The sequence below is a fragment of the Vibrio sp. 10N.286.52.F8 genome, assembly GCF_041468745.1.
Classification (GTDB): domain Bacteria; phylum Pseudomonadota; class Gammaproteobacteria; order Enterobacterales; family Vibrionaceae; genus Vibrio; species Vibrio crassostreae_C.
This window is the reverse complement of the sequence record NZ_JBFRJF010000039.1, coordinates 1-26,585: the sequence shown is the minus strand read 5'-3', so window position 1 is coordinate 26,585 and position 26,585 is coordinate 1. Positions and strand designations below refer to the sequence as shown.

General features: G+C 44.9%; 23 protein-coding genes. 6 read left to right on the top strand and 17 right to left on the bottom strand.

What is annotated here, in order from left to right; translation table 11 throughout:
- Nucleotides 1–36: 36 nt before the first annotated feature.
- The 16 genes from nadA to aspS all read right to left on the bottom strand — a co-directional run bounded on the left by nadA (nt 37) and on the right by aspS (nt 15,016).
- Nucleotides 37–1,098 (bottom strand): quinolinate synthase NadA, encoded by a 1,062-nt coding sequence (nadA, locus tag AB4133_RS18340; protein ID WP_017062067.1) that lies wholly within the window; start codon nt 1,096–1,098, stop codon nt 37–39.
- A 209-nt stretch (nt 1,099–1,307) separates the two neighbouring features.
- Nucleotides 1,308–2,090 carry a tol-pal system protein YbgF gene (gene ybgF / locus AB4133_RS18335; protein ID WP_017062068.1) on the bottom strand — a complete coding sequence of 261 codons (783 nt, stop codon included), beginning with the start codon at nt 2,088–2,090 and terminating at the stop codon, nt 1,308–1,310.
- A gap of 33 nt (nt 2,091–2,123) precedes the next feature.
- On the bottom strand, nt 2,124–2,666 hold the full coding sequence (gene pal, locus AB4133_RS18330) for a peptidoglycan-associated lipoprotein Pal (RefSeq protein WP_017062069.1): 543 nt from the start codon (nt 2,664–2,666) through the stop codon (nt 2,124–2,126).
- A 113-nt stretch (nt 2,667–2,779) separates the two neighbouring features.
- Nucleotides 2,780–4,132: a Tol-Pal system beta propeller repeat protein TolB gene (tolB, locus tag AB4133_RS18325; protein WP_017062070.1), complete on the bottom strand. Its 1,353-nt coding sequence runs from the start codon at nt 4,130–4,132 to the stop codon at nt 2,780–2,782.
- Nucleotides 4,133–4,144: 12 nt separating this feature from the next.
- Entirely contained in the window at nt 4,145–5,212 is a 1,068-nt protein-coding gene (gene tolA / locus AB4133_RS18320; RefSeq protein ID WP_017062071.1) for a cell envelope integrity protein TolA, read from the bottom strand.
- Between the two features lie 13 nt (nt 5,213–5,225).
- Nucleotides 5,226–5,669, bottom strand: a complete 444-nt coding sequence (tolR, locus tag AB4133_RS18315; RefSeq protein WP_017062072.1) for a protein TolR — start codon at nt 5,667–5,669, stop codon at nt 5,226–5,228.
- Between the two features lie 3 nt (nt 5,670–5,672).
- Nucleotides 5,673–6,356: a protein TolQ gene (gene tolQ / locus AB4133_RS18310; RefSeq protein ID WP_017062073.1), complete on the bottom strand. Its 684-nt coding sequence runs from the start codon at nt 6,354–6,356 to the stop codon at nt 5,673–5,675.
- Nucleotides 6,346–6,783, bottom strand: a complete 438-nt coding sequence (gene ybgC / locus AB4133_RS18305; protein WP_017067533.1) for a tol-pal system-associated acyl-CoA thioesterase — start codon at nt 6,781–6,783, stop codon at nt 6,346–6,348. The genes tolQ and ybgC overlap by 11 nt, the downstream gene beginning before the upstream one ends.
- Nucleotides 6,784–6,955: 172 nt before the next feature.
- A complete protein-coding gene (gene ybgE, locus AB4133_RS18300; RefSeq protein ID WP_017067532.1) occupies nt 6,956–7,258 on the bottom strand; it encodes a cyd operon protein YbgE in 303 nt (100 codons plus the stop codon).
- Nucleotides 7,251–7,358 (bottom strand): cytochrome bd-I oxidase subunit CydX, encoded by a 108-nt coding sequence (gene cydX, locus AB4133_RS18295; protein ID WP_000270284.1) that lies wholly within the window; start codon nt 7,356–7,358, stop codon nt 7,251–7,253. Before cydX ends, ybgE begins: the two co-directional genes overlap by 8 nt.
- A 31-nt stretch (nt 7,359–7,389) precedes the next feature.
- The gene (cydB, locus tag AB4133_RS18290; RefSeq protein WP_017062076.1) at nt 7,390–8,526 is read right to left on the bottom strand and encodes a cytochrome d ubiquinol oxidase subunit II; all 1,137 of its coding nucleotides are present in this window, start codon (nt 8,524–8,526) and stop codon (nt 7,390–7,392) included.
- Between the two features lie 13 nt (nt 8,527–8,539).
- Complete coding sequence (cydA, locus tag AB4133_RS18285; protein WP_017062077.1) at nt 8,540–10,126, bottom strand: cytochrome ubiquinol oxidase subunit I; 1,587 nt, start codon at nt 10,124–10,126, stop codon at nt 8,540–8,542.
- A gap of 552 nt (nt 10,127–10,678) precedes the next feature.
- On the bottom strand, nt 10,679–11,695 hold the full coding sequence (ruvB, locus tag AB4133_RS18280) for a Holliday junction branch migration DNA helicase RuvB (RefSeq protein ID WP_372225256.1): 1,017 nt from the start codon (nt 11,693–11,695) through the stop codon (nt 10,679–10,681).
- A gap of 103 nt (nt 11,696–11,798) precedes the next feature.
- Complete coding sequence (gene ruvA / locus AB4133_RS18275) at nt 11,799–12,410, bottom strand: Holliday junction branch migration protein RuvA (RefSeq protein ID WP_017062079.1); 612 nt, start codon at nt 12,408–12,410, stop codon at nt 11,799–11,801.
- A 153-nt stretch (nt 12,411–12,563) separates the two neighbouring features.
- Entirely contained in the window at nt 12,564–13,085 is a 522-nt protein-coding gene (gene ruvC / locus AB4133_RS18270; RefSeq protein WP_008219936.1) for a crossover junction endodeoxyribonuclease RuvC, read from the bottom strand.
- A 158-nt stretch (nt 13,086–13,243) separates the two neighbouring features.
- The gene (aspS, locus tag AB4133_RS18265; protein WP_065585130.1) at nt 13,244–15,016 is read right to left on the bottom strand and encodes an aspartate--tRNA ligase; all 1,773 of its coding nucleotides are present in this window, start codon (nt 15,014–15,016) and stop codon (nt 13,244–13,246) included.
- 314 nt (nt 15,017–15,330) lie between these two features.
- Here aspS and AB4133_RS18260 point away from each other — a divergent pair, with 314 nt between their 5' ends.
- From AB4133_RS18260 to AB4133_RS18235, 6 genes are all read left to right on the top strand, one after another.
- A complete protein-coding gene (locus tag AB4133_RS18260; RefSeq protein ID WP_029235140.1) occupies nt 15,331–16,236 on the top strand; it encodes a DUF72 domain-containing protein in 906 nt (301 codons plus the stop codon).
- A gap of 139 nt (nt 16,237–16,375) precedes the next feature.
- Nucleotides 16,376–17,104 carry a carboxy-S-adenosyl-L-methionine synthase CmoA gene (gene cmoA / locus AB4133_RS18255; RefSeq protein ID WP_017062083.1) on the top strand — a complete coding sequence of 243 codons (729 nt, stop codon included), beginning with the start codon at nt 16,376–16,378 and terminating at the stop codon, nt 17,102–17,104.
- Between the two features lie 186 nt (nt 17,105–17,290).
- Nucleotides 17,291–18,262 (top strand): tRNA 5-methoxyuridine(34)/uridine 5-oxyacetic acid(34) synthase CmoB, encoded by a 972-nt coding sequence (gene cmoB, locus AB4133_RS18250; RefSeq protein ID WP_372225253.1) that lies wholly within the window; start codon nt 17,291–17,293, stop codon nt 18,260–18,262.
- Between the two features lie 312 nt (nt 18,263–18,574).
- Complete coding sequence (locus AB4133_RS18245) at nt 18,575–19,315, top strand: ATP-dependent zinc protease (protein WP_372147972.1); 741 nt, start codon at nt 18,575–18,577, stop codon at nt 19,313–19,315.
- A gap of 17 nt (nt 19,316–19,332) precedes the next feature.
- Entirely contained in the window at nt 19,333–20,838 is a 1,506-nt protein-coding gene (locus tag AB4133_RS18240) for an inactive transglutaminase family protein (RefSeq protein ID WP_372147971.1), read from the top strand.
- Nucleotides 20,839–20,841: 3 nt separating this feature from the next.
- Nucleotides 20,842–21,822 carry an alpha-L-glutamate ligase-like protein gene (locus AB4133_RS18235; RefSeq protein ID WP_029235462.1) on the top strand — a complete coding sequence of 327 codons (981 nt, stop codon included), beginning with the start codon at nt 20,842–20,844 and terminating at the stop codon, nt 21,820–21,822.
- 124 nt (nt 21,823–21,946) lie between these two features.
- Here AB4133_RS18235 and fdhF read toward each other — a convergent pair whose 3' ends face one another.
- The gene (gene fdhF, locus AB4133_RS18230; protein ID WP_372225250.1) at nt 21,947–26,176 is read right to left on the bottom strand and encodes a formate dehydrogenase subunit alpha; all 4,230 of its coding nucleotides are present in this window, start codon (nt 26,174–26,176) and stop codon (nt 21,947–21,949) included.
- Nucleotides 26,177–26,585: the final 409 nt, after the last annotated feature.

Sequence of the window (26,585 nt, the reverse complement as noted above, 5' to 3'; positions counted from 1 at the left end):
GATGAACCTTTTTTATTGGTTAGATAAAAGAACGACTTACGCGTTACCTTTTACCTGCACATTTAACTGCTCTGCAAAATCTAGCATGCGGTTCAATGGAATAAGAGACTTCACGCGTAATTCGTCAGAAACGAAGATTTCGTGTTGCTCACCACCATTCTCAAGCGCGTTTTCAATCGCTTCAAGGCCGTTCATTGCCATCCAAGGACAGTGTGCGCAGCTACGACACGTTGCACCAGCACCCGCTGTCGGCGCTTCAATCAGCTCTTTTTCAGGAACCAATTGCTGCATCTTGAAGAAGATGCCTTTGTCTGTCGCAACAATCATCTGTGGATGAGGCAGCTCTTTTGCTTTCTTGATCAGTTGGCTTGTTGAGCCTACAGCATCAGCCAGTTCAACCACGCTTGCTGGTGATTCTGGGTGAACCAAGATAGCCGCTTCTGGGTATACCGATTTCATTTTCTTCAAAGCATCAGCTGAGAACTCATCATGAACGATACACTCACCTTGCCAAAGCAACATGTCAGCGCCAGTTTGATTTGCGATGTAAGAACCTAGGTGACGGTCTGGCCCCCAAATAATGGGTTTGCCTTCAGCGTCTAGGCTTTCAACGATTTCTAAAGCGATGCTCGACGTAACTACCCAGTCTGCACGAGCTTTAACAGCTGCAGAGGTGTTCGCGTATACAACCACAGTGTGGTCAGGGTGAGCATCACAAAATTCTGTAAATTTGTCAGCTGGGCAGCCAAGATCAAGCGAACATTCAGCTTCAAGTGTTGGCATTAAAATGCGTTTTTCAGGAGTAAGAATCTTTGCAGACTCACCCATGAAACGAACACCAGCGATGATCAAAGTGCTTGCTGAGTGACGGTTACCGAACTTAGCCATCTCTAATGAATCGCCAACGAAACCACCAGTTTCTTCTGCCAGAGCCTGAATTTCAGGATCGGTGTAGTAGTGTGCAATTAGAACTGCATCTTTTTCTTGAAGTAGTTTTTTGATGTTTGCGATGTGGGCCTGTTTCTGAGCGTCGCTCAATGGAACTGGCTTAGGCGGAAACGGGTAAACTGTATCGATTTTATCTAGTATATGACTCATTGCTCTTGCTCTACGCAACTTCTTCCGAGAATCCGAGTATTCTACACAGGACAGCGATTGGGATCAAAAAGGATTGGTTGCAAGCGGTGACTAGCTAATGCTTAAAACGCATAAACAAGGCGATGTGTTGTCATCACTAGCAAGAGAAGTAAACACTAAACGGAAGTGAACAGGTATAAAAAAGAGGCGCCTAAGCACCCCTATTTTGGTTATAAGTGGGTTTTGGCCACTTTAGCCGAAGCACTGTTTGGGTGCTCGGTTACGACTTGTTGGTAATATTTCTTAGCTTGCGTCGCGTTGTTGTTGCGCGCTGCTATGTCACCAAGCTTAACCAGTGCATCTGCTCGCTTGTTTGAGTCTTTGTACGACACAACAGCAGCGAAGCTCTTCACGGCTTCTTTATCTTGCTTCTTAGCGAAATAAAGCTGACCTAACCAGTAATGTGAGTTAGGTGTGAAGGTAGAATCTGGGAAGTCTTTTTGAAACTTTTGGAATGCAGCGATAGCACCCGTGTAGTCTCGTTGCTTTAGAATCATATCTACAGCATTTTGATAAGCAGTTTGCTCATCCACATCAGTACTGAACGTACCAGAAGCGTCTTTAGAGCCTTCGCTCGCCGCCACTGCTACCGTTGCTGTTCCTGCTGCTTTCACCTCGCCTCTTACGCGATCCAGTTCAATGAACAGTTCACGCTGACGCTCTAGCATTTGCTTCATATCGTAGCTGTTTCGTTCCAGATCACCACGAAGTTCACTGATCTCCAGTGCCATGTCGTCGATTTGCTGTTGCATTTGAAGCTGAACGAGATTGCGATTTTGAAGCAGGCGCTCTAAACGCTCAATATCTGATTCGTTAGATGCTGATCGAGAGGAAGATGATGAATTGGTTGCGGTACTATTGAGATCGGATACTGGAGCTGGTGCAGCGAACGCGGTGTTCGCTGCACTTGCCAGTAACGAAAGCAAAATGACTCGCTTTGTGTTACTGAACATGAGGCAATTCCTCAATTATATAGTCTACTAAAATTAGTAAACTAGTACTGCGCGACGGTTTTTAGCGTACACATCTTCAGATTGACCTAGAAGAAGTGGCTTCTCTTCACCGTAGCTTACGATAGAGATTTGGTCAGCTTGAACACCTAGAGCTTGTAGGTATTTCGCTACAGCTTGTGCACGACGCTCGCCAAGTGCGATGTTGTACTCAGGAGTACCGCGCTCATCAGCGTGACCTTCGATAGTAACGTTCATGTCAACGTTCTTAACTAGGTATGCTGCGTGAGCTGCTAGCATTTCTTCGTAATCGCCAGCGATAGTAGAGTTATCGAATGCGAAGTAGATTGTTTGAGTTTCACGTAGCGCTTGCTCTTTAAGCTCTTGCTCAGACAGTTGACCGTTAGCGTCAATTGGCGTTACAACAGTTGTGTCTACATTGCCTTCTGAACCTGAAGTTGTCTGGTTGCTTTCAGTACCAGATGTTGCAGATGTTGCTTCATCAGTTGAGCTACATGCCGTTACTGCCATCACTGGTAGTGCAATCATCAAGCCTTTAAGAACTTTGTTAAGTTGCATCTTTTTTTCCTTACGTTATCAAACTTAGTTTCTACAGCGACTAAGAGTGCTATAGATAGTTAAATGCCACAATAGTTAACACTATCAATAGCTAAAAGAATATGTAATTTTCCCTAGAGGAACGGTGACCATGCAGGCGCTCTTACGCGTCCGTTAGTTGCCGGTAATCTAGCTTTAAAACGTCCATCGATAGAAACCATCGATAGTACATTTGTTTTGTTGTAAATAGAGCTATAGATAACCATACCTCCATTCGGTGCAATACTTGGAGACTCATCTAACAATGTTTTTGTTAGTACCTGAACCGCACCGGTTTCCAAATCTTGCTTAGCCAAGTTAAAACCTGAGTTGCTGCGATTCACCATGATCATGAATCGACCATCAGGAGTGATCTGGCCACCTAAGTTTTGGCTACCTTGCCAAGTAATACGAGAAGTCGAATTATTGGACAAATTTACATTATAAATCTGTGGTTTACCACCACGATCCGATGTGAAAATAAGAGACTTGCCATCTGGGTGCCAGAATGGTTCAGTATTATTCGAACGGCCGCGGGTAATTTGAGTCAGCTTACGGCTAGCAAGGTCAAGTGTGTACACCTGAAGGCTGCCCGTTTTCGACAATACCAATGCCAATGTTTTACCATCTGGCGAGAATCTTGGCGCACCATTGTGACGAGGGTATGACGTCACTTTCTCACGTTCACCCGTGTAAATATTCATGATGAATATTTCAGCTTGGCCATTCTGGAAGCTCACATAAGCTAGCTTTTTGCCGTCTGGTGACCATGCTGGAGACATGAGAGGCTGCTTAGAACGAAGTACTAAACGCTCGTTAAAGCCATCGTAGTCAGCAACACGAAGTTGATACGGGTACTTGTCTTTATCGTTCACTACCACGTAAGAGATACGAGTTAAGAACGCGCCTTTCTCACCAGTTAGCTCTTCATACACTAGGTCTGAGATACGGTGTGCGTACTCTCTCAAGCGATTACCAGGAACCGTAGCCTTCTTATTGAATAGAACGTGATCTTTAGAAAGCACTAATTGGCCTTCATCACTCAGCGCACGACTTTGTCCTTTGGTCAGTTGACCACGAACAATGTCGATCAATTGGTAATTCACCACATACTGCCCTTCGGCATTTTTAGTGATACTACCGGTAAGCAATGAGTCAACACCTAGGTTAGTCCAAGCATCAAAGTTAACCTCAGTTTCGCTGTAAGGCGTTTGAGGCATTTTGCTTGTCGCAACTGGGCTGAATTTACCACTGCGCTGTAAGTCAGAAGCGATAACCGCTGATACATCGTGTGGCAATGGCTCTGAGCCTTCCCAACGGAAAGGTACAATAGCGATAGGTCTTGCAGAGTTAATACCGTCTGTAATAACCAGCTCCAGCGCTGCATGTGCAAACTGGCTGCTTGTAGCTATTAAGAAAACAAAACTCAGTAATAGTTTCTTTAACACAAGTTCGTCCTTTTACTCTGGTGATACAGTTAAGTTAATGTCTTTCAGTGAGTTCACAATGTCTGGGTCTTTAGGCAACGGGTAAGATTGTACTTGTGCCACCGCACGCTTGGTTGCTGCACATAAACGGCTATCGCCATCTAAGATACTCAAACTACCCAATATCGCGTTAGAGCCCGTTGGAATCAGCTTAAGGTTCACTCGACATGAGCGTCCTCGATAGCTGTCTTCTAACAACAGGTTCTGTTGAATCAGTTGGGTATAGATAGCCCCGTAACGTTGCGCTTCATCAGTGATAAATTGTTGTCTTGCTGAAGAGTTTTGAGTCGCTTCCGTTTCAAGCCCAGCAAAGATATCGTTCAATGCGGCTTCTTGTTGTTTACGCTCTTTTTCTGCTTTTGCTGCAGCTTCTTTTGCCTTACGGGCTTTCTCTGCTGCGGCTGCCGCTTCTTTCTCTTTCGCTATGCGTTGCTTTTCCGCGAGTTCAGCGGCTTCTTTCTCTTTACGAGCTTTGTCTGCTGCCTCTTTCGCTGCTTTTTCTTTTGCCACGCGTTCTTGTTCAGCTTTTGCGATTGCCGCTTCTTTGGCTTTACGCTCGTTCTCGGCTTTCACTAACGCAGCTTCTTTTAGCTTACGGTCAGCTTCGGCTTTAGCGGCTTTCTTTTGCTCTTGCTGTAAACGCGCTTCTTCAGCTTTGCGTTGTTTCTCTTTCTCAACTCGACGCTTTTCAGCTTCACGAGTTGCTTTAGCTTCTTTCGCTTGCTGTTCTTTTAGCTTGCGAATATTTTCTTCTTCAGCTTTACGATTCTTTTCAAGTCGTTCGCTTTCACGTCTTAGTTTGTCAAGACGCTCTTGCTCTTTCTTGCTTGCCGCTTCTCTTTGTTGACGAATCTGTTGAGCTTGCTGGCGAACCAACTGAGGATCAATCACCACTGCTTGAACCATCTGCCCTGTAGGCTTTGGCTCTGACATCGTGAAATCCGCCCCCCAAATGAGCGCAACGAATAAAATGACGTGCAGCCCAAGAGAAATAAGAAGCGGTGATCTGAAATTATTGGATTTTTTATTATTCGCTTTCATGAATGCTACGGAGCTATTCCCTTATATCCGTTAAAAGGCCAACCTTTGGCACACCTGCACGGCTTAATTCATCAAGTAATAAAACCACTTCAGCGTATGGCGTTGCGGCATCACCACCAACCGCCACTGGAGAGTTTGGCTTCAGAGACAACTCGGCTTTCACACGGACGATAATATCTTCCATTGATAAGCCACGCTGTACTTCTTCGTCATTAACGCTCAAACCAAGCTCACCGTCTTTGTTCACTTCAACGATGATGAAACTTGCGTTGTCGTCACCCAGTAGGTCTTGTGCCGATTTAGCCGTTGAAGCCTGAGGCAATTCAACGTCAACGCCTTGAGTAACAAACGGCGAAGTCACCATAAAAATGATCAGCAAAACAAGCATAACGTCGATGTAAGGTACAACGTTAATCTCTGCTGTCATTTTGCGTTTTTTAGGTTGGTATCCAGCCATCTATTATTCCCTGCCAGCCATCGCTTGACGGTGAAGAATACTGTGAAACTCTTCAGAGAAAGTCGCGTAGTTGTGCTCTAGCTTGCCTACTCGGCTGCTGAAGCGGTTGTACGCCATTACTGCTGGAATCGCAGCGAATAGGCCCATTGCTGTTGCGATCAGTGCTTCTGCAATACCAGGGGCAACCATTGCGAGCGTCGCTTGCTTCACTTCACCTAGTGCGATGAATGAGTGCATGATGCCCCAAACCGTACCAAATAGGCCGATGTATGGGCTGATAGAGCCAACAGTCGCCAAGAAAGGTAAGTTAGTTTCTAGTTCATCGACTTCACGAGCAACGGCAACGCGCATCGCACGGCCAGTGCCTTCCATGATGAAGTCAGGTGATGTTGCATTCGATTTACGAAGGCGAGCGAACTCAGTAAAGCCTGCGTAGAAAATTTCTTCAGTACCAGAAAGCTCGTCTTTGCGTTTGTTGCTCTCTTGGTACAGTTTTGCAAGATCAACGCCTGACCAAAATTTGTCTTCAAACACTTCTGTTTGTTTAGAAGCTTGAGATAACACTTTACTTCTTTTTATGATCATCGCCCAAGAAACAACAGACATGCCCATAAGAGTCAGCATGACCATCTTAACTAGTAAACTAGCTTCTAAAATTAGGCCTAAGATTGAGATTTCAGCAGTCACTATTCGTTAGCTCCGTGAGAATAAATGTTGGCATTGCTTTGGGTTTCATTTTTTGATTATCGATACATGCTACCTTAACCATTGCTTTACACAATGCCTTGCCATCAGGATTTACGATCTCTTGACAGAAGACCAAGGTAGCTCGCTTCAACTCGTAAATATTTGTAATGACTTGTAAAGAATCATCAAGACGCGCGCCTTGAATAAAATCAATGTCCATATGTCGGACTACAAAACCGATGTTTTGTTCTAACAATACTTGCTGAGAAACGCCAATTGAGCGCAACATCTCAGTTCGAGCGCGTTCGAAAAACTTAAGATAGTTTGAATGGTATACAACGCCACCCGCATCGGTGTCTTCGTAATACACTGTCACTGGCCACGTAAATGGCTTAGATAATCCCTGCAATTTGATACCACAATCCAAAACGATAAAGATTTCACTATAACCTAACTCCTTATCATTAATAGTATATCGCTGTGAATTTTTTGATTTGAGAGACGAAAAAAAAGGCCATCTGTATAAGATGACCTCTTTTTGGCTAAAAACCCAACAAGTATAAAGGCTCACGTTGTTATGAACCTAAATCCTTTGCCTTTTATAGAAGGCGCAGCGTCGTTAGGTAGAGCAAAATTGTGAGTGAAACATATGGGCTAAACAGTAGCTGCCACATCCAAGCTCTTGGCTTAAATCCGATACCGTAAACCATGCTTGAGCATACTGCCCAAATGAACATTGGCCCGATGATCGCGTTAAAGCCACCGATGCTTGTCGCATACGCTTCAGGATCCCACATCACTAAACCCACATGCATGAAACCCAATACTAGGGATAAGGCTCTAAGCAGAGTCTTATCCATTGGTTGATGCAGCTTAGCGATTTGCTCTGCGAGATTACTCACTGTCTTTGTCCATCATTTCTGAATGCTCTAGCCATAGAGCATTGATGATGCCGAATGCACATGCTAGAAGTACACCCAAAATCCATGCGAAATACCACATAAAATTTCTCCTAAGTTATTTAACTTCTAGCTTAGTAAGCTGAAACGTCGTTATCTTCGATGTGTTTCTTATCTAGACGACCGAACATTTTGTAGTATGTCCAAGTTGTGTAGCCAAGAATCACAGGAACCATTACCGCCGCAACGACAGTCATAAGACCAAGCGTTAGCTCACTCGCTGTTGAATCCCACATAGTCAAGCTTTGGTTAGGGTTCAGGCTTGATGGCATTACGAATGGGAACATTGCAAAACCAGCCGTTAGAATAACACCAGCGTTCGATAGGCTTGAGAACAAGAATGCGAAACCACCACGCTCAAAGCGAGATGCAATCACAGCAAGCAGTGGCATTGCTACACCAAGGATCGGCGCAGCCCACATTGCTGGATAAGTTTCGAAGTTTGTCATCCAAGCACCCACTTGAAGTGATACTTCTTTGTTTAGTGGGTTTGAGTCAGCAAACGTATCGATAGTGCTCGTAATTACATAGCCTTCGATAGATTGAACCCAGAAACCACCAATAACGAATAGAGCAATAGCAATTAGGCCAGTGATCTGAGCAACGTTACGAGCACGAGCGTGCAGCGCTTCTGTTGTCTTCATTTGAAGCCATGTTGCACCTTGCATCACGAACAACATCAGAGCCAACACACCACAAAGCAATGCAAATGGGTTAAGCAGAGCGAAGAACGTACCATGGTACTTAGACATCATAAATTCGTTCAGTTCAAATGGAACACCTTGTAGTAGGTTACCAAATGCCACACCGAAAATGATTGGTGGTACTGCGCCACTAAAGCAAAGTGCGTAGTCCCAAGTTTTGCGCCATTTTGGATCTTCGATCTTTGAACGGTAGTCAAGAGCAAGTGGACGTAACCAAAGTGCAGCTAGCGTTACGTACATTGCGAAGTAAAAACCAGAGAAAGACGTCGCGTAAACCAGTGGCCATGCAGCAAACAATGCACCACCCGCAGTGATAAGCCAAACTTGGTTACCATCCCAGTGAGGGGCAATCGTGTTTAGCATAATACGACGTTCAGTGTCGCTCTTACCGATAACAGGTGACAGAGCGGCAACACCCATATCAAAGCCATCAGTTACGGCGAAACCAACCAGTAGAACACCGATCAATACCCACCAAATAAGTCGTAAGCTTTCGTAATCAAACATAATATTCCCTCACTTATACTTCAACTGAACGGCTAACTTTGTCTTCAACAGAGTTATCGTTTTGTTCGAAGTGGTAACGGCCTGTCTTCAAGCTACTTGGACCTTTACGTGCGAATTTCAGCATTAGGTAAACTTCAGCAATCAAGAACACTGTGTAAAGTGCCAGGATAGCGAATAGAGAAGTCCAAAGCTGTTCAATAGTCAGTGCTGATGCAGCAACGTTAACCGGTAGGATTTCACCAACCGCCCATGGTTGACGACCAAACTCAGCAACGAACCAACCTGCTTCAATCGCAATCCAAGGAAGTGGGATTGAGAATAGCGCAGCTTTAAGTACCCATGGTTTCTGTTCGATTTTCTGACGACACGTTTGAACAAACGCAGCACCGAATACAAACAGCATGATGAAGCCACAAGCAACCATCAGACGGAATGACCAGAATAGAGGCCAAACTGTTGGGATAGAATCATCCGCAGCCATTTGGATTTGGTCTTCAGTTGCATCAACAACGTCGTCTGTGTAGCGCTTAAGAAGCAAGCCGTAACCTAGGTCACCTTTCACTTCGTCGAACGCAGCCATGTTTTCTTCAGACTTATCGCCTGCACGTAGCTTTTCAAGCAGCTCGTACGCGTACATACCAGTACGGATACGATCAACGTGGTCATCACGTAGGTCACGTAGGCCCGTTACTTCAGTATCAAGCGAACGCGTTGCGATGATACCCATTACGTAAGGAATTTTAATTGCGTAGTCAGTATTCATTGTCTCTTGGTTCGGAATACCAAAAACAGTAAATGCTGCTGGTGCTTCTTCAGTGTGCCATTCCGCTTCTACAGCAGCGAGCTTCACTTTTTGAACTTCACCAAGCTCGTAACCAGATTCATCACCTAGTACGATTACTGACAAGATCGCCGCCATACCGAAAGACGCTGCAATCGCGAAAGAACGACGAGCAAAGGCAAGGTCACGACCTTTAAGAATGTAGTATGAGCTGATACCAAGGATGAACATTGCACCCGTTGTGTAACCAGACGCTACTGTGTGTACGAATTTAACTTGTGCTACTGGGTTTAGTACAACTTCAGCGAAGCTCACCATTTCCATACGCATAGTTTCAAAGTTAAATTCCGCACCCACTGGGTTTTGCATCCAGCCGTTTGCTACCAAGATCCAAAGCGCAGAGAAGTTAGAGCCAAGTGCTACTAACCAAGTTACCGCTAAGTGCTGACGCTTTGACAGTCTGTCCCAACCGAAGAAGAATAGGCCAACAAAAGTAGACTCTAGGAAGAATGCAACAAGCGCTTCGATAGCTAGCGGAGCACCAAAAATGTCGCCAACATAGTGAGAATAGTAAGACCAGTTAGTACCAAACTGGAACTCCATGGTTAAGCCTGTCGCTACACCAAGAGCAAAGTTAATACCAAACAATTTACCCCAGAACTTGGTCATGTCCTTGTAAATTTGCTTGCCAGTCATTACATAAACTGACTCCATAATGGCAAGTAGAAATGCCATACCTAAAGTCAGTGGAACAAATAGGAAGTGATACATCGCTGTAAATGCAAACTGCAATCGCGACAGATCAACAACATCAATCATGGTAACTCCTTTGTGTCGGCTGAATGACACTTGTGTGATTATTCACCGCAAAAATCCATGTTAAAACAATTTATGTAATTGTTATTACAAGTTGAAATTTGTAGCAAAAACGTACCGTTATAGTTAGATTATTGTTAAGCATGAGCTAATATAGCTGGCGCTAATATTACTGGTAAAATCAGTATGTTTCAAAAGGTTTATGGGAGAACCCTGCGTTGATTTGTATCAAATTTACTCGAGCAAATTAGAGTTATTTTTGTACAATTATGATTAAAATCACACCAATTATGCTTGTCTTAATAACAGCGCATGATATCTGTGACAAATGCTCAGCACCGCCTCAACATCCGAATTACAACTACCTATAAAGTATTAACAAAAAATATGACAACTTATTTCATTTCCTGTTATCTAAATCAAACCTGAAATCAAAGTTTCCATTTTTGAAGCTCCCTTTTCGATCTTTTTATCGACTCGCTCAAAGAGTTGTTATTCAGTAAAAAGCAAAAAAACCCAGCGCTTATGCAACTGGGATCTTTAAAAATGAATAATTTAACGATTGGAGGGTTTATCTATTCCAAAGTGTAAATACGCTCTGTCGGTCGCGATTCGACCTCTTGGCGTCCTTTGTAGGTAACCTTGTTGAATCAAGTAAGGTTCTAACACATCTTCAATAGTGTCTCTCTCTTCACCAATCGCGGCAGCCATGTTGTCGATACCTACCGGACCACCACCAAACTTGTCCATAATCGCCAGCAGAAGCTTTCTATCCATGTAGTCGAAACCTTTAGCATCGACATCCAACATGTTTAGCGCTTTGTCAGCAACCTCCGGACAAATATGCCCGTCGCCTTTTACTTCCGCATAATCACGAACACGGCGCAGTAGACGGTTAGCAATACGTGGCGTACCACGAGCTCGGCGAGCAACTTCTAGCGCCCCTTCGGACTCCATAGAAAGACCAAGGCAATCTGCACTGCGCTGAACGATGTTTTGTAGATCTTCAACCTTGTAGTACTCAAGACGCTGAGTAATACCAAAACGGTCACGTAACGGCGATGTCAGTGAGCCAGCACGAGTGGTTGCGCCAATCAAAGTAAAAGGAGGAAGGTCAATCTTGATAGAGCGTGCCGCTGGGCCTTCACCAATCATGATATCTAATTGGTAGTCTTCCATTGCAGGGTACAACACCTCTTCAACCACAGGGCTTAAACGGTGAATCTCATCAATGAACAGGACATCATTTTCTTCGAGATTGGTCAGTAACGCCGCTAGGTCGCCTGCTTTTTCTAGAACAGGGCCTGAAGTCGTACGAATGTTGACATCCATCTCATTGGCAACAATGTTCGCCAACGTGGTTTTACCCAAGCCTGGAGGGCCAAATATCAACAGATGGTCGAGCGCCTCGTTACGCAGTTGTGCCGCTTTGATGAAAATCTCCATCTGGCCACGAACGTGATCCTGACCTTGATAGTCAGCCAGTGCTTTAGGGCGTATTGCACGATCAATGACATCTTCATCTTTGAATACTGGGTTATCCGGTGCAATAAGGCGATCGGCTTCAATCATAAATTCTGCTATTCCTAACTATGCTCTTGTTGACTCTGCGCTTCTTGACTCTGTGTAAAGGCAAAGTGAATGAGTCTATTTTGTCGAACAAGTATATTGGGTATTAAACCATCGATTTCAGAGCTTCGCGAATCAACTGTTCGCTGGTCATGCCATCTTTAGCCACTTGAGAAACCACCTTGGAAGCTTGAGTCGGCTTGTAGCCTAATGCAAGTAGCGCACTTACCGCTTCTTCTTCCGCGTCGTGAACGGTTGGCATAGAATCAATCGGAGCTGCATCTGTCGCTGGAGTAAACAAGTCACCCGCGCCCCACCCTTTCAGGCGGTCTTTCATTTCAACAACCAGACGTTCAGCGGTTTTCTTACCCACACCCGGAAGTTTAACCAGCGTCGAGATGTCTTCACGTTCAACACTTTGAACAAACTGGCTAGCCGTCATGCCTGAAAGAATGCCAAGGCCTAGCTTAGGGCCCACACCGTTCGCTTTGATCACTTCACGGAACAGCGCACGCTCTTTAACCGTGTTAAAACCATAAAGTAGCTGCGCATCTTCACGTACAACAAAGTGCGTGTAGATGATTGCCTCTTCGCCCACGTTTGGTAATTCGTAAAAACAGCTCATTGGCATTTGAACTTCATAGCCAACGCCACTCACTTCGATTAGTAATTCTGGTGGCTGTTTTTCTATTAATGTACCGCGTAGACGTCCGATCACAATTCACTCTCTTGATGGAATATAATTTGAGGGACAGAATATAAAAGAACTGGATGCTTATCCAGTTCTTTGTGTTTATTAGGATGATTTATTTAAGCTTGCTTAGCTTAAGAAACCGAATGATTCTGTCTTCAGAAACGCCATAGCCTATGGTTATCGGTAACGCCCTTTTCTTGCACCTGTTGCTTTACCCGCAAGCGCTATCAAAGTTTTATTGGTGTTGGCGTGAGTGATCGCTACGCCTAGAGCATCGGCAGCATCGGCCTGTGGTTTAGCGGGTAACTTAAGCATGCTCATCACCATGTTCTGAACCATCGACTTATCTGCACCACCATTGCCTGTCACCGCTTGTTTGATTAGACGAGCCGCATATTCATGAACGGGGAGATCAGCATTTACCGCTGCCACTATCGCACTGCCACGCGCTTGTCCCAGCTTAAGTGCAGAATCCGCATTCTTCGCCATGAAGACCTGTTCTATCGCAAACACATCCGGTTGAAACTGAGTGATGATTTCGCTCACACCGGCGTAGATTTGTTTGAGTCGGCCCGGCAGTTCTTTTTCAGAGGTGCGAATACAACCGCTACCTAAGTAATATAGATGGCGACCATTTTGACGAATCACGCCATAGCCGGTAATACGCGAGCCAGGGTCAATTCCTAAGATAATAGACATAACTTCAATACTGATTATTTATACATGCTTTATGAGCTTAGTATATCGAACGCAAAAAAAAATGCCCGTCAAATTAACGGGCATTTTATTGTTCTACTACAAAATTTAGCTCTATCGAAAACTCAAAGCTTCAGTAGAAAGTTAGGCTAATCGCTTGATTAGTCTTCTTTCTTCGCTAGTTTAACTGCGATTGCTAGCTCTTCCAGTGATGCTGGGTTCGCTAGGCTTGGCGCGTCTGTTAGTAGACATGCTGCAGCTGTTGTTTTCGGAAATGCGATAACGTCACGGATGTTCTCAGTACCACAAAGCAGCATTGCTAGACGGTCAAGACCGAATGCTAGACCAGCGTGCGGTGGCGTGCCGTACTTAAGCGCTTCAAGTAGGAAGCCGAACTTCTCTTGTTGCTCTTGTGCTTCGATACCTAGGATACCAAATACCGCTGTTTGCATTTCTGCGTTGTGGATACGTACAGAACCGCCGCCTACTTCGTAGCCGTTGATTACCATGTCGTATGCATCAGAATTTGCTGCTGCTGGGTTCGCTTTTAGCTCTTCCGCGTTCACACCTAGTGGTGATGTGAATGGGTGGTGCATTGCGTGTAGGTTACCTTCGCCGTCTTCTTCGAACATTGGGAAGTCAACAACCCACAGTGGAGCCCATGCAGATGTGTCTGTTAGCTCTAGATCCGTACCTAGTTTAAGACGAAGTGCGCCCATTGCTTCAGCAACGATGCCCGCTTTGTCTGCGCCGAACAGAATGATATCGCCAGATTCAGCTTGAGTACGATCTAGAATACCGTTGATTACGTCTTCGCTTAGGAATTTAGCAACTGGAGATTGAATACCTTCCATGCCTGCAGCACGGTCGTTAACCTTCATCCAAGCTAGGCCTTTCGCGCCGTAGATGTTTACGTGTTCAGCGTAGCCGTCGATTTGCTTACGAGTTAGCTTAGCACCACCTGGAACACGGATAACTGCTACGCGACCTTTTTCGTCGTTAGCAGGGCCAGAGAATACCTTGAATTCAACATCTTTAACCAAGTCAGCAACGTCCACTAGCTCTAGTGGGTTACGTAGATCTGGCTTATCAGAACCGAAACGACGAATCGCTTCAGAGAAAGGCATTACTGGGAATTGACCTAGTTCAACATCTAGAAGTTCTTTCCACATATCGTGAACAAGCTTCTCAGTCACGTTACGTACTTCTTGAGAAGTCATGAAAGATGTTTCGATATCGATTTGAGTAAATTCAGGCTGACGGTCAGCACGTAAATCTTCATCACGGAAACATTTAACGATTTGGTAGTAACGGTCAAAACCAGACATCATCAGCAGTTGCTTGAAAAGCTGAGGAGATTGAGGAAGTGCGTAGAAGCTACCTTTGTGAACACGGCTTGGTACTAGGTAGTCACGAGCACCTTCTGGTGTCGCTTTCGTTAGTACTGGCGTTTCGATGTCTAGGAATAAGTTCTCATCTAGGAAACGACGAACGAAGCTAGAAGCACGTGCACGAAGCTTAATACGGTCGCTCATTTCTGGACGACGAAGATCGATGTAACGGTACTTAAGACGCTGCTCTTCAGAGTTCGTTTGGTTGAAGTCTAGTGGAAGCGCTTCTGAACGGTTAATGATCTCTAGACCCGTCGCGTAAAGTTCTACTTCACCAGTAGCCATGTCTTTATTTACTTGGCTGTCCGGACGAACTCGTACTTCACCAGTAAACTTGATACAGAATTCATTACGCAGTTGGTTAGCGATCGGGAAGATATCTTTCATATCTGGATCGACAACAACCTGAACGATGCCTTCACGATCACGCATATCAATAAAGATAAGACCGCCTAAATCACGGCGACGGTTTACCCAGCCGCACAATTCTACAGTTTGTCCCGCCAGGGACTTGTTCAGGTTACCACAGTAATGGGTACGCATAATGAATTTCCCAATCTCTTAATTATTTACTAATTTCCAAGCTGTCAGTGGTCATTCCACACAACAGAGCAAAGGAACATTTATACGCGGAAACTCGCTTAAAATCGACCTTCCACATTCGAATTTATTGTGTTTTATCTGGCTTTGCTGCTTTTTAGCCCATCAAGTGCGCAAAGATTCATCAAAACCGAAAAAATTGCGATAATTATATCTCGAAAGTACCTTAATCAGCAAAACTCTCGTAAAGTAGATTTTCGTTTCAACCCAAAAACTTTTTGTAATGACTGATGGCGTGATGGATAACGGTGTAATAGATGGATAATCGTGTAATAACAACAGAAACTTTACCTCTAAGACTTGGATTAACTATGTGGTCTCATTCTGAGTGGCAAAGTCAGTTCTACGGTAAAGGCACCAAGCCTGCCGAACGCTTGGAAAAATACACCCAAGTTTTCCATACCGTTGAGGGCAACACCACCTTTTACGCTACGCCAAGTATGTCTACCGTTCACAATTGGAAAGCCGCCAGTCACGATGATTTCAAGTTCACCTTCAAATTGCCCAAATTCATCACCCACCAGCAACAACTGAGACACTGCCAAGCCGAACTCAAAGAGTTCTTGATGACGATGTCGCCACTGCATGACCGTATTGGTCAATGGACGATTCAGCTGCCGCACAGTTTTGAGCCCAGCATGCTGCCTGCCCTACAAAAGTTTTGCACCTTATTCCCAAAAGATATGCAGCTTGGCGTCGAAGTTCGACACTTAGGTTTCTTTGATAAGGGCGATGCGGAAAAACGCTTCAACCAATGGCTGGTTGAGGAAGGCATCAATCGCATCATTATGGACAGCCGCCCCGTTTTCTCTGCGCCACCCACCACAGAAGCGGTGATCGATGCGCATCAGAAAAAACCGCGTGTTCCTGTTCATGCAATTGCTACCGCCAATAACCCGATGATTCGATTTATTGGTCACCCAGACCAAGAACCTAATATTGAGTTTTTTAAGCCTTGGTTTGCCAAAATCCCAAACTGGCTTAATGAAGGCAAGCAGCCCTATTTAATGATCCACACCCCAGACAATAACCACGCACCTGAACTTGCGATTGCTATTTATAAGAGGCTACAAAAGCAAGTCTCTGAAAATACATCATTATTACTGCCCGAACTGGCTCAGTTTCCAGCTCAAAAAGGCAATCACCAAATCTCGATGTTTTAACCTCTCACTTGTAAGTAGCTTCGAACCTTGAGCTAAATCTCAGTTTTCGTGACAGTGGCGTTTTTTTTACGTAAAATACGCCCCCTTTTATTTGGTACGAATTTTGTGCCAATTACGCTGACTGTCGAGAGAAAATGCTATGAGCAACACAGACAATATCTTTTCCGCTCCTATTGATAAAATTGGAGACTTCACCTTTGATGCAAGGGTTGCTGAAGTATTTCCGGATATGATTCAACGTTCGGTGCCTGGCTATAGCAATATCATCTCTGCAATCGGCATGCTGGCTGAGCGCTTTGTAAAGCCACACTCAAATATTTACGACCTTGGCTGCTCGCTTGGTGCTGCGACACTTTCTATGCGTCGTCACATTCAGCAAGAAGGCTGCACGATTTTCGCGATCGATAATTCAGAAGCCATGGTTGAGCGCTGCAAATTGCACGTTAATGCTTACCGCAGTGACACACCGGTAGAAGTGATTGAAGCCGACATCCGTGAAGTGGAAATCAAAGACGCTTCTGTTGTGGTGCTTAACTTTACGCTGCAATTTCTTTCTCCAGACGATCGATACGCTCTGCTTGAGAAAATTCATGCTGGCTTGCGCCCAGGCGGGATCTTAATCCTGTCAGAAAAATACGTATTCGAAGATGAAAGCTCAAATGAACTGCTTATCGACCTGCACCATGATTTCAAACGTGCTAACGGGTACAGCGAGCTAGAAGTAAGTCAGAAACGTAGCGCAATTGAAAACGTGATGCGCCCGGATTCGATCCCTGTTCACAGAGAGCGATTTGATAAGATTGGCTTCTCAAGCAGCGAAGTCTGGTTCCAATGTTTCAACTTTGGTTCAATGTTCGCGATAAAGTAAACATTTTAGATTACGTAACCGTCGCGACACCGTTAGCACGTACTAAAATGTCATCCTCAAGAGCGAGGAACAAACGAATTGGGGATCTCTTATCAAACACGATAAACGAGATTCCCTAGCATGTTTGTCCACACTCTTAATGGAGTGACAAATTTAATTTCTACACCACCAACTCAGTGAAAACCTATGTTTAATTTTGCCAATTTTTATCAACTTATTGCCCAAGATACTCGCCTTCAGCCGTGGCTAAATGTCCTGCCACAGCAACTGACCGATTGGCAAAATGCAGAGCACGGTGACTTTGACCGCTGGCTACGTGCACTAAACAAGATTCCACAAGACGTGCCAGATCAAGTTGACCTGAAAAATTCAGTGACGATTGGTAGTTCTACGCCATACCACACAGGCGAACTGAAAAAGCTAGAAAGCTTATTGAAGACTTTCCACCCGTGGAGAAAAGGTCCTTATACGGTTCACGACATCCATATCGATACAGAGTGGCGCAGTGACTGGAAATGGGATCGTGTGCTTCCACATATATCTCCATTAAAAAACCGTTCGGTTCTCGATGTAGGTTGTGGCAATGGTTACCACATGTGGCGCATGCTGGGTGAAGGTGCTCGCTTAACGGTTGGTATCGATCCTTCCCACCTATTCTTGGTTCAGTTTGAAGCAATTCGTAAGTTGATGGGCGATGACCAACGAGCTCACCTATTACCTCTAGGTATTGAGCAGCTCCCAAAGCTAGAAGCCTACGACACGGTATTCAGCATGGGCGTGCTTTACCATCGTCGTTCACCACTGGACCACTTGATTCAACTGAAAGACCAATTGGTGTCTGGCGGTGAACTGGCTCTTGAAACCTTGGTGATTGAAGGCGATGAGAACGCAGTATTAGTTCCGGTTGACCGTTACGCGCAAATGAGAAACGTCTACTTCTTCCCTTCAGCTCGCGCACTGAAACGCTGGCTAGAACAAGTTGGTTTTGAAGACGTACGAATCGTTGACGAAAATGTCACGACAATTGGTGAACAACGCACCACAGAATGGATGACACACAACTCTCTTCCAGATTACCTCGATCCGAACGATCCAAGTAAAACGGTTGAAGGTCACCCTGCACCGAGACGTGCGATTCTGGTAGCAACAAAGCCATAGATTTACTGCCCACAAAGCAGTGGCATATTGAGTAAATAAAGCACAAGCCTATTAAGGCAGCAAAACAATTGCTTGCATGGTCAAAAAGCCACTGTTAATTTCGCGGTGAACCTTGCTTCCTTAGCTTAAGAATTGAACAAAAATTGACTTGTGTTTAATAAGTGAGCTATTCCAAATAGCAATAATTGGCGTAGCGCTCACATTGCGATTCAATATGACCAGACTCTTACAATAGGATGCTTCACGCATCCTTTTTTGTGGGCTAAACTTCTAAATAGTCTGAACTATTCTCTAATTCTCAAAGGTTTTTTTATGTTTAAGCGATTATCGCCTATTGTGGCGGTTGGTTTGCTCTCTGGTTGTACTCTTACAAATGGTGCTACCTACCACCAAGAAACTCTCGACGCTATTTCCCGCTCAGAGACAAACATCGCAAATAAGGTTCAAAATCTTGAACTGCAACTAAGCAATCAAAGTGACTATATTGAAAGCTTAGAAGACGAAATTACTACCCTTTCTAGTCAATTAGATACCCATCTAACGAGCATGGAACACAAGGTTATTGAAGAGCTAGAGGAAGAGGAACCGGTCGCTATTGCCGTTGCTCCTATCGCTCCTATATCACAACCGACTATCCTTGGCGGCATCGAAAAAGTGTTTATCGACTCTATCAAGCAAAGCTTTGATGCTCGTGTTGATACAGGTGCAACCACCTCTTCTTTAAACGCTATCGATATCAAAGAATTCGAACGTAACGGCAAGAACTGGGTTAAATTTCACCTAGACGACAAAGCCCAAGCTAAAGAAGACCAGAAATGGATTGAAGCGCCTGTTGTACGTTATGTAAAAATCCGTCAATCAACCAATGATCAAGCAGAACGTCGAGCTGTGATCGAATTATGGGTGAAAGTTGGAAAAATCCATGAAAAAGCACAATTTACATTGGCGGATCGCTCTCAAATGAGTCACCCTGTGTTACTAGGGCGCGAATTTATCAAAGACATAGCGCTAGTAGATGTAAGTAAAAAGTACGTACAAACGGAAGTTAAATAACAATAGTAGGGTAAGCTATGACGTCAAGAATTCCATTTTATATCTCTATATTCCTGCTTATTGTGGCAGGTATAACACTGAGTATGTTCAGACATACGACCTACGGTGTACCTTGGACTCCAGGGGAAACCAGGCAGGTTTGGGACGTTGAAGCTCGTATCGAGTTCAATGCGGTTGGTAAAGAAGCAAAAGTTTCATTAGCGGCTCCTCACACTCAATCTAATTACACACTTATTGGTGAGTCAGCTTCATCTCCAGGTTACGGCATCTCTTACTTGAATACCGAATCAGGTCGTCGTGCAGAATGGTCTATTCGCCATGCTGATGGCCCGCAAACTATCTACTACAAGACTCAATTCCTAGTTGATAACCAAGCAAAAATTGATGCAATACCACCAGAAGGTGAAATTACGCAACCAAGCTTTGATGGTCCAGAAGAAGCGGCAGCGTTGGCACTGATTGACCGAGCCACTAAGCGCTCAGCAGACAACATCACCTTCACTCGTGAACTTATCAAAACGCTTAATGATCCAGACAGCCAAAACTCTGCGCTGATTCTGAATAACATGAGCAAAGTTGAAGCAACACACAAGCTACTTTCAGCAGCAAACATTCACAATAAAGTGGTTGGTGTTATCGAGCTAGAAGATGGCCGTCGTCGTCAATCTATCCAGCAAATGAACCAGATCTGGGATAACGACCAATGGGTTTTATTCTCTCCTGAATCAAGCGAACAGCAAGTTCAGCCAAACCTGCTAATTTGGGATGAATCAAATGTATCTCTATTAGACGTGGTTGGTGGTCAGAACAGTAAAGTTCACTTCTCGATGATTGCTCAGGAGGTGACTCCCACTGAAGCAACCAACAGTAAAGTCTCTGCGGATCAACTGTTAAACCTTTCCATTCACAGCCTACCGCTAGAAGAGCAAGCGATGTTTAAAACCATCATGCTGATTCCTATCGGTGCTCTGATTGTTGTGTTCCTTCGTGTCATCATAGGTCTGAAAACGTCCGGTACCTTCATGCCAGTACTGATTGCGGTAGCCTTTGTGCAAACACAATTGGTAACGGGTATTGTCGGTTTCCTACTTATCGTAGGTACGGGTCTGATTATTCGAAGTTACTTGTCCAAACTCAACTTGCTCTTGGTAGCCAGGATATCCGCCGTAATCATCACGGTAATCATGATTATCTCTGTGTTTACTGTAGTCGCGTTTAAAGTGGGCCTGACTGAAGGTCTATCTATTACGTTCTTCCCTATGATTATCCTATCTTGGACTATCGAACGTATGTCTATCCTATGGGAAGAAGAAGGCGCGAAAGAAGTAATGCTGCAAGGTGGTGGTTCTCTATTCACTGCGGTTCTTGTTTACTTAGGCATGACTAACCCGTTCATTCAGCACTTAACGTTTAACTTTATTGGTTTACAACTTGTTATTCTAGCGACCATCTTGCTACTAGGTAACTACACAGGATACCGTCTAACCGAGCTTCGTCGCTTTAAACCGCTAGCGGAGGACTAAGTTATGTTTGATCAGTTTACTTCACCGTTTAGGTTGAAAGACAAAGGCATAATGGGAATGAACAAGCGTAACCATAGTTATATTGGTCGCTACAATGATCGTTCCAAGTATCCACTCGTTGATGACAAGCTTAAGACGAAGATCATTGCTGAACAGGCTGGTGCTACTGTACCAAAACTGATTGGCGTGATTGGTCATCAAGCTGAAGTAAAAACAATCCACAAGATGGTAAAAGAGTGGCCGGGTTTCGTAATCAAGCCAGCTCAAGGCAGTGGTGGTAAAGGTATCCTTGTTGTGACTTCTCACAAGGACGGCGTTTACACCAAGCCATCGGGTTCGACTATCAATGAAGAAGACGTAGAGCGCCACATCAGTAACGCTCTCGCGGGTCTTTTCTCACTCGGTGGTAAGAACGATGTTGCTGTAGTTGAAAACCTCATCAAGTTTGACGAGTGTTTTGACGGCTTCAGTTACGAGGGTGTACCAGATGTACGAATCATTGTATTCAAGGGCTACCCTGTAATGGCGATGATGCGTCTATCGACTTCGGCTTCTGATGGTAAAGCTAACTTGCACCAAGGTGCTGTGGGCGTAGGTATTTGTATCGCTACGGGTAAAGCCGTTCGTGCGGTTCAATTTGACCACCCAGTGACTCACCACCCAGATACGGGTAAAGAGTTGGCGCTACTACAAGTACCCCATTGGGAAAAGCTGCTGACACTTGCATCAAGTGCTTGGGAAATGACAGGCCTTGGTTACATGGGTACGGACATGGTTTTAGACCAAGAAGAAGGCCCGATGGTACTGGAGCTAAACGCTCGCCCTGGATTAGCAATACAGATTGCAAACGGCGCAGGTTTATTACCTCGCTTGCATCATATTGAAAACCTGGGCACACCGGCTGAATACCCAAAACCAGCAGAGCGCGTTGCCTACGCTGCTAAGCAATTTGGTGTTCACGGTAGCGAAATTGTTCCAAACTAAGCTCATCTAAATTAAAGCGAAACGACTCAGTTATTGATACTGAATCTAGCTCGATAAAAAGGCCGCATAACTCTGAGAGTTACGCGGCTTTTTAATGCCAGCCGTCTTCACCGAGCTAATATGATTAAGCCTCTGTTACTTCACTCTCAGGCTCACGAATAGGATCAATACGCACAGCCGCCACCTTAAATTCAGGGATCTTCGCGTGTGGATCAGTCGCTGTGGTAGTCAAACGGTTAACTGGTGATTCAACAAAATGGAATGGAATAAATACCACACCCTTTTGCATTCGTTTAGTCACAAAGGCCGCGATTTCGATTTCACCACGACGTGTTGAGACCTTAAGCATCTGACCATTCGAGATACCTAGCGCTTCAGCATCATGAACACTCACCATGGCACGCGGCCCTGCTAAGTTATCCAACCCTTTTGTTTTACGTGTCATGGTTCCGGTGTGGAACTGTTCTAGAATACGGCCTGTCGTTAATACTAACGGGTATTCCGCATCCGGTAGCTCAGCAGCGTATCTAAACGGAATCGCCTCCATTTGACCACGCCCACGCGTAAATTGGGTCTGGTGCATGATACGTGTGCCATCAGGGTTGTTCTTATTACTTGGCCATTGCACGCCGTTCACCGTAATGTTCTCCCAACGTAAACCACCATACTGTGGCGTGACACGCGCTATCTCATTGGTGATATCAGCAACCGAGTCATATTCCCAATTGCCGCCCATCGCATTAGCCAACATTTGGATAATCACCCAATCTTCTTTCGCTTCACCTGGAGGCAATACCGCCGGGTTAATACGCTGAACACGACGCTCGGTATTAGTAAAATGACCAGACTTCTCAGCAAACGAGCAAGACGGTAGCACCACATCGGCATATTGAGCGGTTTCGGTTAAGAAAATATCTTGAACCACGAGGAAATCTAACGCTTCAAGACCTTCAATCACATGCGCTTGGTTCGGGTCACTCAGCACTGGGTTCTCGCCCATTACGTACAGACCACGAACATCTCGATGACACGCTCCATCAATAATTTCGGTCAACGTTAAGCCTGTTTCAGCCGGTAGGTCAGAAACACCCCACTCCATCGCGAATTTTTGACGAACCATTGGGTTGTACACTTTCTGATAACCCGGAAGGTTATTTGGCAATGCGCCCATGTCACACGCACCCTGAACATTGGATTGACCACGTAATGGGTTGATACCGCCGCCTTCAATTCCGATATTGCCACACAAGAGCTGTAGGTTAGCGATTGATCGAACGTTATCGTGACCAGTGGTATGTTGCGTAATGCCCATCGAGTAGTACACCGCTGTACGCTCTGCAGTACCAATCAATCGCGCCATTGCGAAGATGTCTTCCGCTTTAACGCCAGTTACCAGCTCCACTTTGTCTAGTGAATAACTTGGTGACATTACCTCTTGAAGCAAGGTATCAAAGCCATCCACACGGTCTTCGATATACTCTTGGTCGTACCAACCGTGTTTGATGATTTGCTGCATCACACCATTGATCAACATTACATCAGTACCCGGTCGGTGCGCTAAATAAAGTTCAGCATGGTCAGCAATATCGATTCGTTTTGGATCGGCAACGATCAATCTCGCTCCACCATGTCTCACAGCTTGCTTGATATGCGAGCCAATAATTGGGTGTGCTGACGTGGTGTCGGAGCCAATAATAAAGATCACATCTGAGTGCTTGATGCTTGGAATATCATTGGTCATCGCCCCGCTACCTAGCGAAGCCTCTAAACCAGTAACAGTAGATGCGTGACAAAGGCGCGCACAGTGATCGACGTTATTGGTACCGAGTTCACGACGTATGAATTTTTGGAAGGCATAGTTATCTTCATTGGTGGTTTTCGCCGACGAGAACCCCGCTAAAGCGTTACTGCCAAAGCCTTGCTTAATCGCAGTAAACTTCTCGGCAATAAGCTTAACTGCCTCATCCCAACTTGCAGGTTGCAACCAGCCATCTTTACGAATTAATGGTGTGGTTAAACGCGCATCGCTGCCCACAAAATCGAAGCCAAATCGTCCCTTAACACACAACATGCCTTCATTAACCGGAGAGTCTCCGCCTTCGATATAGCGAATTTTGTTTTTCTGCTCATCGATATGCATGGTTAACTTACAACCCACACCGCAATAAGTGCAGATGGTATCGACTTTCTTGAGTACGTCTGTGTCTCCCTGCTTTCTGTCGCGAGCATCGACCATTGCACCGGTTGGACACGCCTGAATACACGATCCGCATTGAACGCAGTTTGAGTCGCCCATTAAGGTCTTGTCCGCCCCAAAGTTAGGACGACATTCTGGTCTTAATGCAGGTTTGCCATCCGATTGGTTCATGAAGCTTAGAACGCCATGAACATTCTGTTCTCGACACGCTTGGATACACTGGCCACAACTAATACAGCGGTTAGCGTCAAAGATAATGAACTCAGAACTGTCATCGACCGAAAATTTTTGTCTTGTTAACCCGACCTTCGCTTCTTCAGCACGAATCGCCTGCCAACTCTCATTCGAAGCCACATCGATTTTGTATTCAGGATGGGTTTGCGTTGCTTTGTATTCAGTCGAGTAGTCTCGTAGGTCGCAATCTGTATTAGCTTGGCAGCCACACTCTAAACATCTTGCAGCTTCAGCGATTGCATCGGCATTATCAAACCCTGTTTCTACTTCATCGAAGCTTTGTTCACGCTGTTCGGGCGTTAGCTCAGGCATGATCTTGCGCGCCATGCGTTGTATAGATTTGTATTGCTCAGGATCCACCGCTTTGAGCTGTTTGTGCTTTCTTGAGTTAAACGGTTTAGCCGGAATATTTTCCATATCACCATGGAAGAAGCGATCGATCGCTTGTGCAGCAATACGCCCATCCCCAACCGCTTCGACTGCAGTTGCAGGGCCGCGTCGGAAATCACCAATACTGAAAATATTTCCGGTTCCGGTATGCATGGTTTGTGGATCAGCATCTGCGGTATTCCAACGAGTAAGAGGAATATCAATTGCTTCATTGTCCATAAAACTCAGATCAGGCTTTTGTGACACGGCAGCAATAACCGTATCAAACGCTTCAACAAAGAACTCGCCAGTTGGTTTAGGGCTGCGGCGGCCTGAAGCATCAGCAGGACCCAAAGCCATTCGTTCTAATCGTATTTCTGATACATGACCATTTTCATCGGCTATGTTTTCTGCAGGGTTGGTTAAGAAGTGGAACTTCACACCCTCATGTTCAGCTTCTTCGATTTCGTAATCTTCTGCTGGCATCTCATCTCGAGTACGACGATAAATCAGCGTAGTATCCGCGCCATCACGAACTGCGGTTCGAGCACAGTCAATCGCTGTATTACCGCCACCGATCACGGCAACCTTTTTACCAGTGACGTACTGCTGATCGGTCACGTAATCTTTCAGATAATCGACACCCAAATAACAACCTCCGAGTTCGCTACCCGGGTAATTCATTTCAACCGCTTGTGATGCGCCAACGGCTAAACAAACCGCATCAAAATCGTTACTTAAATCAGACAGTGTAAAATCAACACCGAGTTTTTTACCGCACTCAACTACCATTCCGTTGCGACACATCAACTCGATTTCTTTATCTAGAATCGACTTAGGTAAGCGATATTCAGGGATACCGTAACGCAGCCAACCACCCGCTTGCGGCATCGACTCATAGACACTGACATCATAGCCTTCGTTAGATAGGTAATAACCCGCCGTAAGCCCACCGGGGCCACTACCGACAATTGCAATACTCTTGCCTTTATTCGGTTTCTTAGTTGGCATGTAGCTCTCTTGAGCCGCTAAATCCGCGTCGGCAGCGTGTCGTTTGAGTTGGCGAATCGCGATGGATTCATCAACTAAGTTACGACGACATTCGGTTTCACAGAAAGCAGGACACACACGACCAATTGAAAGCGGCATTGGTAATGTCTTTTTGATCACCTCAATCGCTTTGATGTGATCATTTTGAGCAATATGGTGCAGGTAAGATTGGATGTCGACCCCAGCAGGACAGGCTGTTTGGCATGGCGCTTCACAGTCAGCGTAGTGATCGGTCATAATGCGATTCAACGCTTCTTGTCGATGGTTCGTTAACTGTTTTGACTGAGTGGTAATATTCAGCCCATTAGAAACTTCAAGCTCACACGAGCGAGTAACACCAACGCCATCAACTTCAACGACACACAAATCACACGGCACTTTATCCGCTGTTTTGTTCAAACCACATAAAGATGGGATCTCCAAACCACATGTTTTTGCCGCTTCAAGAACGGTTTGTCCTTGCTCGACGATTCGATATTTCCCATCAATAACGATTTGAATCATACCTAAGTCCTACCTTTACCTTTCGCACACGCGAGTTATCAACAATTAAAATTTAAGTAATACAATATTATTAATATTATTAAATCTATGTCATTACCATACATTATTTGTGGTTTTGTGCGTGTGACCTCAAACAAGTTCCATTGATAATAACCATAAGGCATGAGTGGTCTATCAGTATCGACGAGAGAATTAGGCGGAAGGTGTTCTGCTGTAGAAATAAGGAATAAGAAATTAGATTCAAGGTACAAAAAAGCCCCTAATGATTAGGGGCTTTGTACAAATATCATTGTGTCCCGTCCTGAAATGTGTTTACACATTGAGGACTAATGATGACCATTCCAAATAAACACTACGTTAAGCGCACTCAGCGTGATTACACACTAGGCTTTAAATTGCAGGTTGTAGA

What these genes read in the sequence shown, in the direction of transcription:
- nadA (WP_017062067.1), bottom strand. Translation starts at nt 1,098, where the DNA reads ATGAGTCATATACTAGATAAAATCGATACAGTTTACCCGTTTCCGCCT.
- ybgF (WP_017062068.1), bottom strand. Translation starts at nt 2,090, where the DNA reads ATGTTCAGTAACACAAAGCGAGTCATTTTGCTTTCGTTACTGGCAAGT.
- pal (WP_017062069.1), bottom strand. Translation starts at nt 2,666, where the DNA reads ATGCAACTTAACAAAGTTCTTAAAGGCTTGATGATTGCACTACCAGTG.
- tolA (WP_017062071.1), bottom strand. Translation starts at nt 5,212, where the DNA reads ATGAAAGCGAATAATAAAAAATCCAATAATTTCAGATCACCGCTTCTT.
- tolR (WP_017062072.1), bottom strand. Translation starts at nt 5,669, where the DNA reads ATGGCTGGATACCAACCTAAAAAACGCAAAATGACAGCAGAGATTAAC.
- cydX (WP_000270284.1), bottom strand. Translation starts at nt 7,358, where the DNA reads ATGTGGTATTTCGCATGGATTTTGGGTGTACTTCTAGCATGTGCATTC.
- cydB (WP_017062076.1), bottom strand. Translation starts at nt 8,526, where the DNA reads ATGTTTGATTACGAAAGCTTACGACTTATTTGGTGGGTATTGATCGGT.
- cydA (WP_017062077.1), bottom strand. Translation starts at nt 10,126, where the DNA reads ATGATTGATGTTGTTGATCTGTCGCGATTGCAGTTTGCATTTACAGCG.
- ruvB (WP_372225256.1), bottom strand. Translation starts at nt 11,695, where the DNA reads ATGATTGAAGCCGATCGCCTTATTGCACCGGATAACCCAGTATTCAAA.
- ruvC (WP_008219936.1), bottom strand. Translation starts at nt 13,085, where the DNA reads ATGTCTATTATCTTAGGAATTGACCCTGGCTCGCGTATTACCGGCTAT.
- aspS (WP_065585130.1), bottom strand. Translation starts at nt 15,016, where the DNA reads ATGCGTACCCATTACTGTGGTAACCTGAACAAGTCCCTGGCGGGACAA.
- AB4133_RS18260 (WP_029235140.1), top strand. Translation starts at nt 15,331, where the DNA reads ATGGATAATCGTGTAATAACAACAGAAACTTTACCTCTAAGACTTGGA.
- cmoA (WP_017062083.1), top strand. Translation starts at nt 16,376, where the DNA reads ATGAGCAACACAGACAATATCTTTTCCGCTCCTATTGATAAAATTGGA.
- cmoB (WP_372225253.1), top strand. Translation starts at nt 17,291, where the DNA reads ATGTTTAATTTTGCCAATTTTTATCAACTTATTGCCCAAGATACTCGC.
- AB4133_RS18245 (WP_372147972.1), top strand. Translation starts at nt 18,575, where the DNA reads ATGTTTAAGCGATTATCGCCTATTGTGGCGGTTGGTTTGCTCTCTGGT.
- AB4133_RS18240 (WP_372147971.1), top strand. Translation starts at nt 19,333, where the DNA reads ATGACGTCAAGAATTCCATTTTATATCTCTATATTCCTGCTTATTGTG.
- AB4133_RS18235 (WP_029235462.1), top strand. Translation starts at nt 20,842, where the DNA reads ATGTTTGATCAGTTTACTTCACCGTTTAGGTTGAAAGACAAAGGCATA.
- fdhF (WP_372225250.1), bottom strand. Translation starts at nt 26,176, where the DNA reads ATGATTCAAATCGTTATTGATGGGAAATATCGAATCGTCGAGCAAGGA.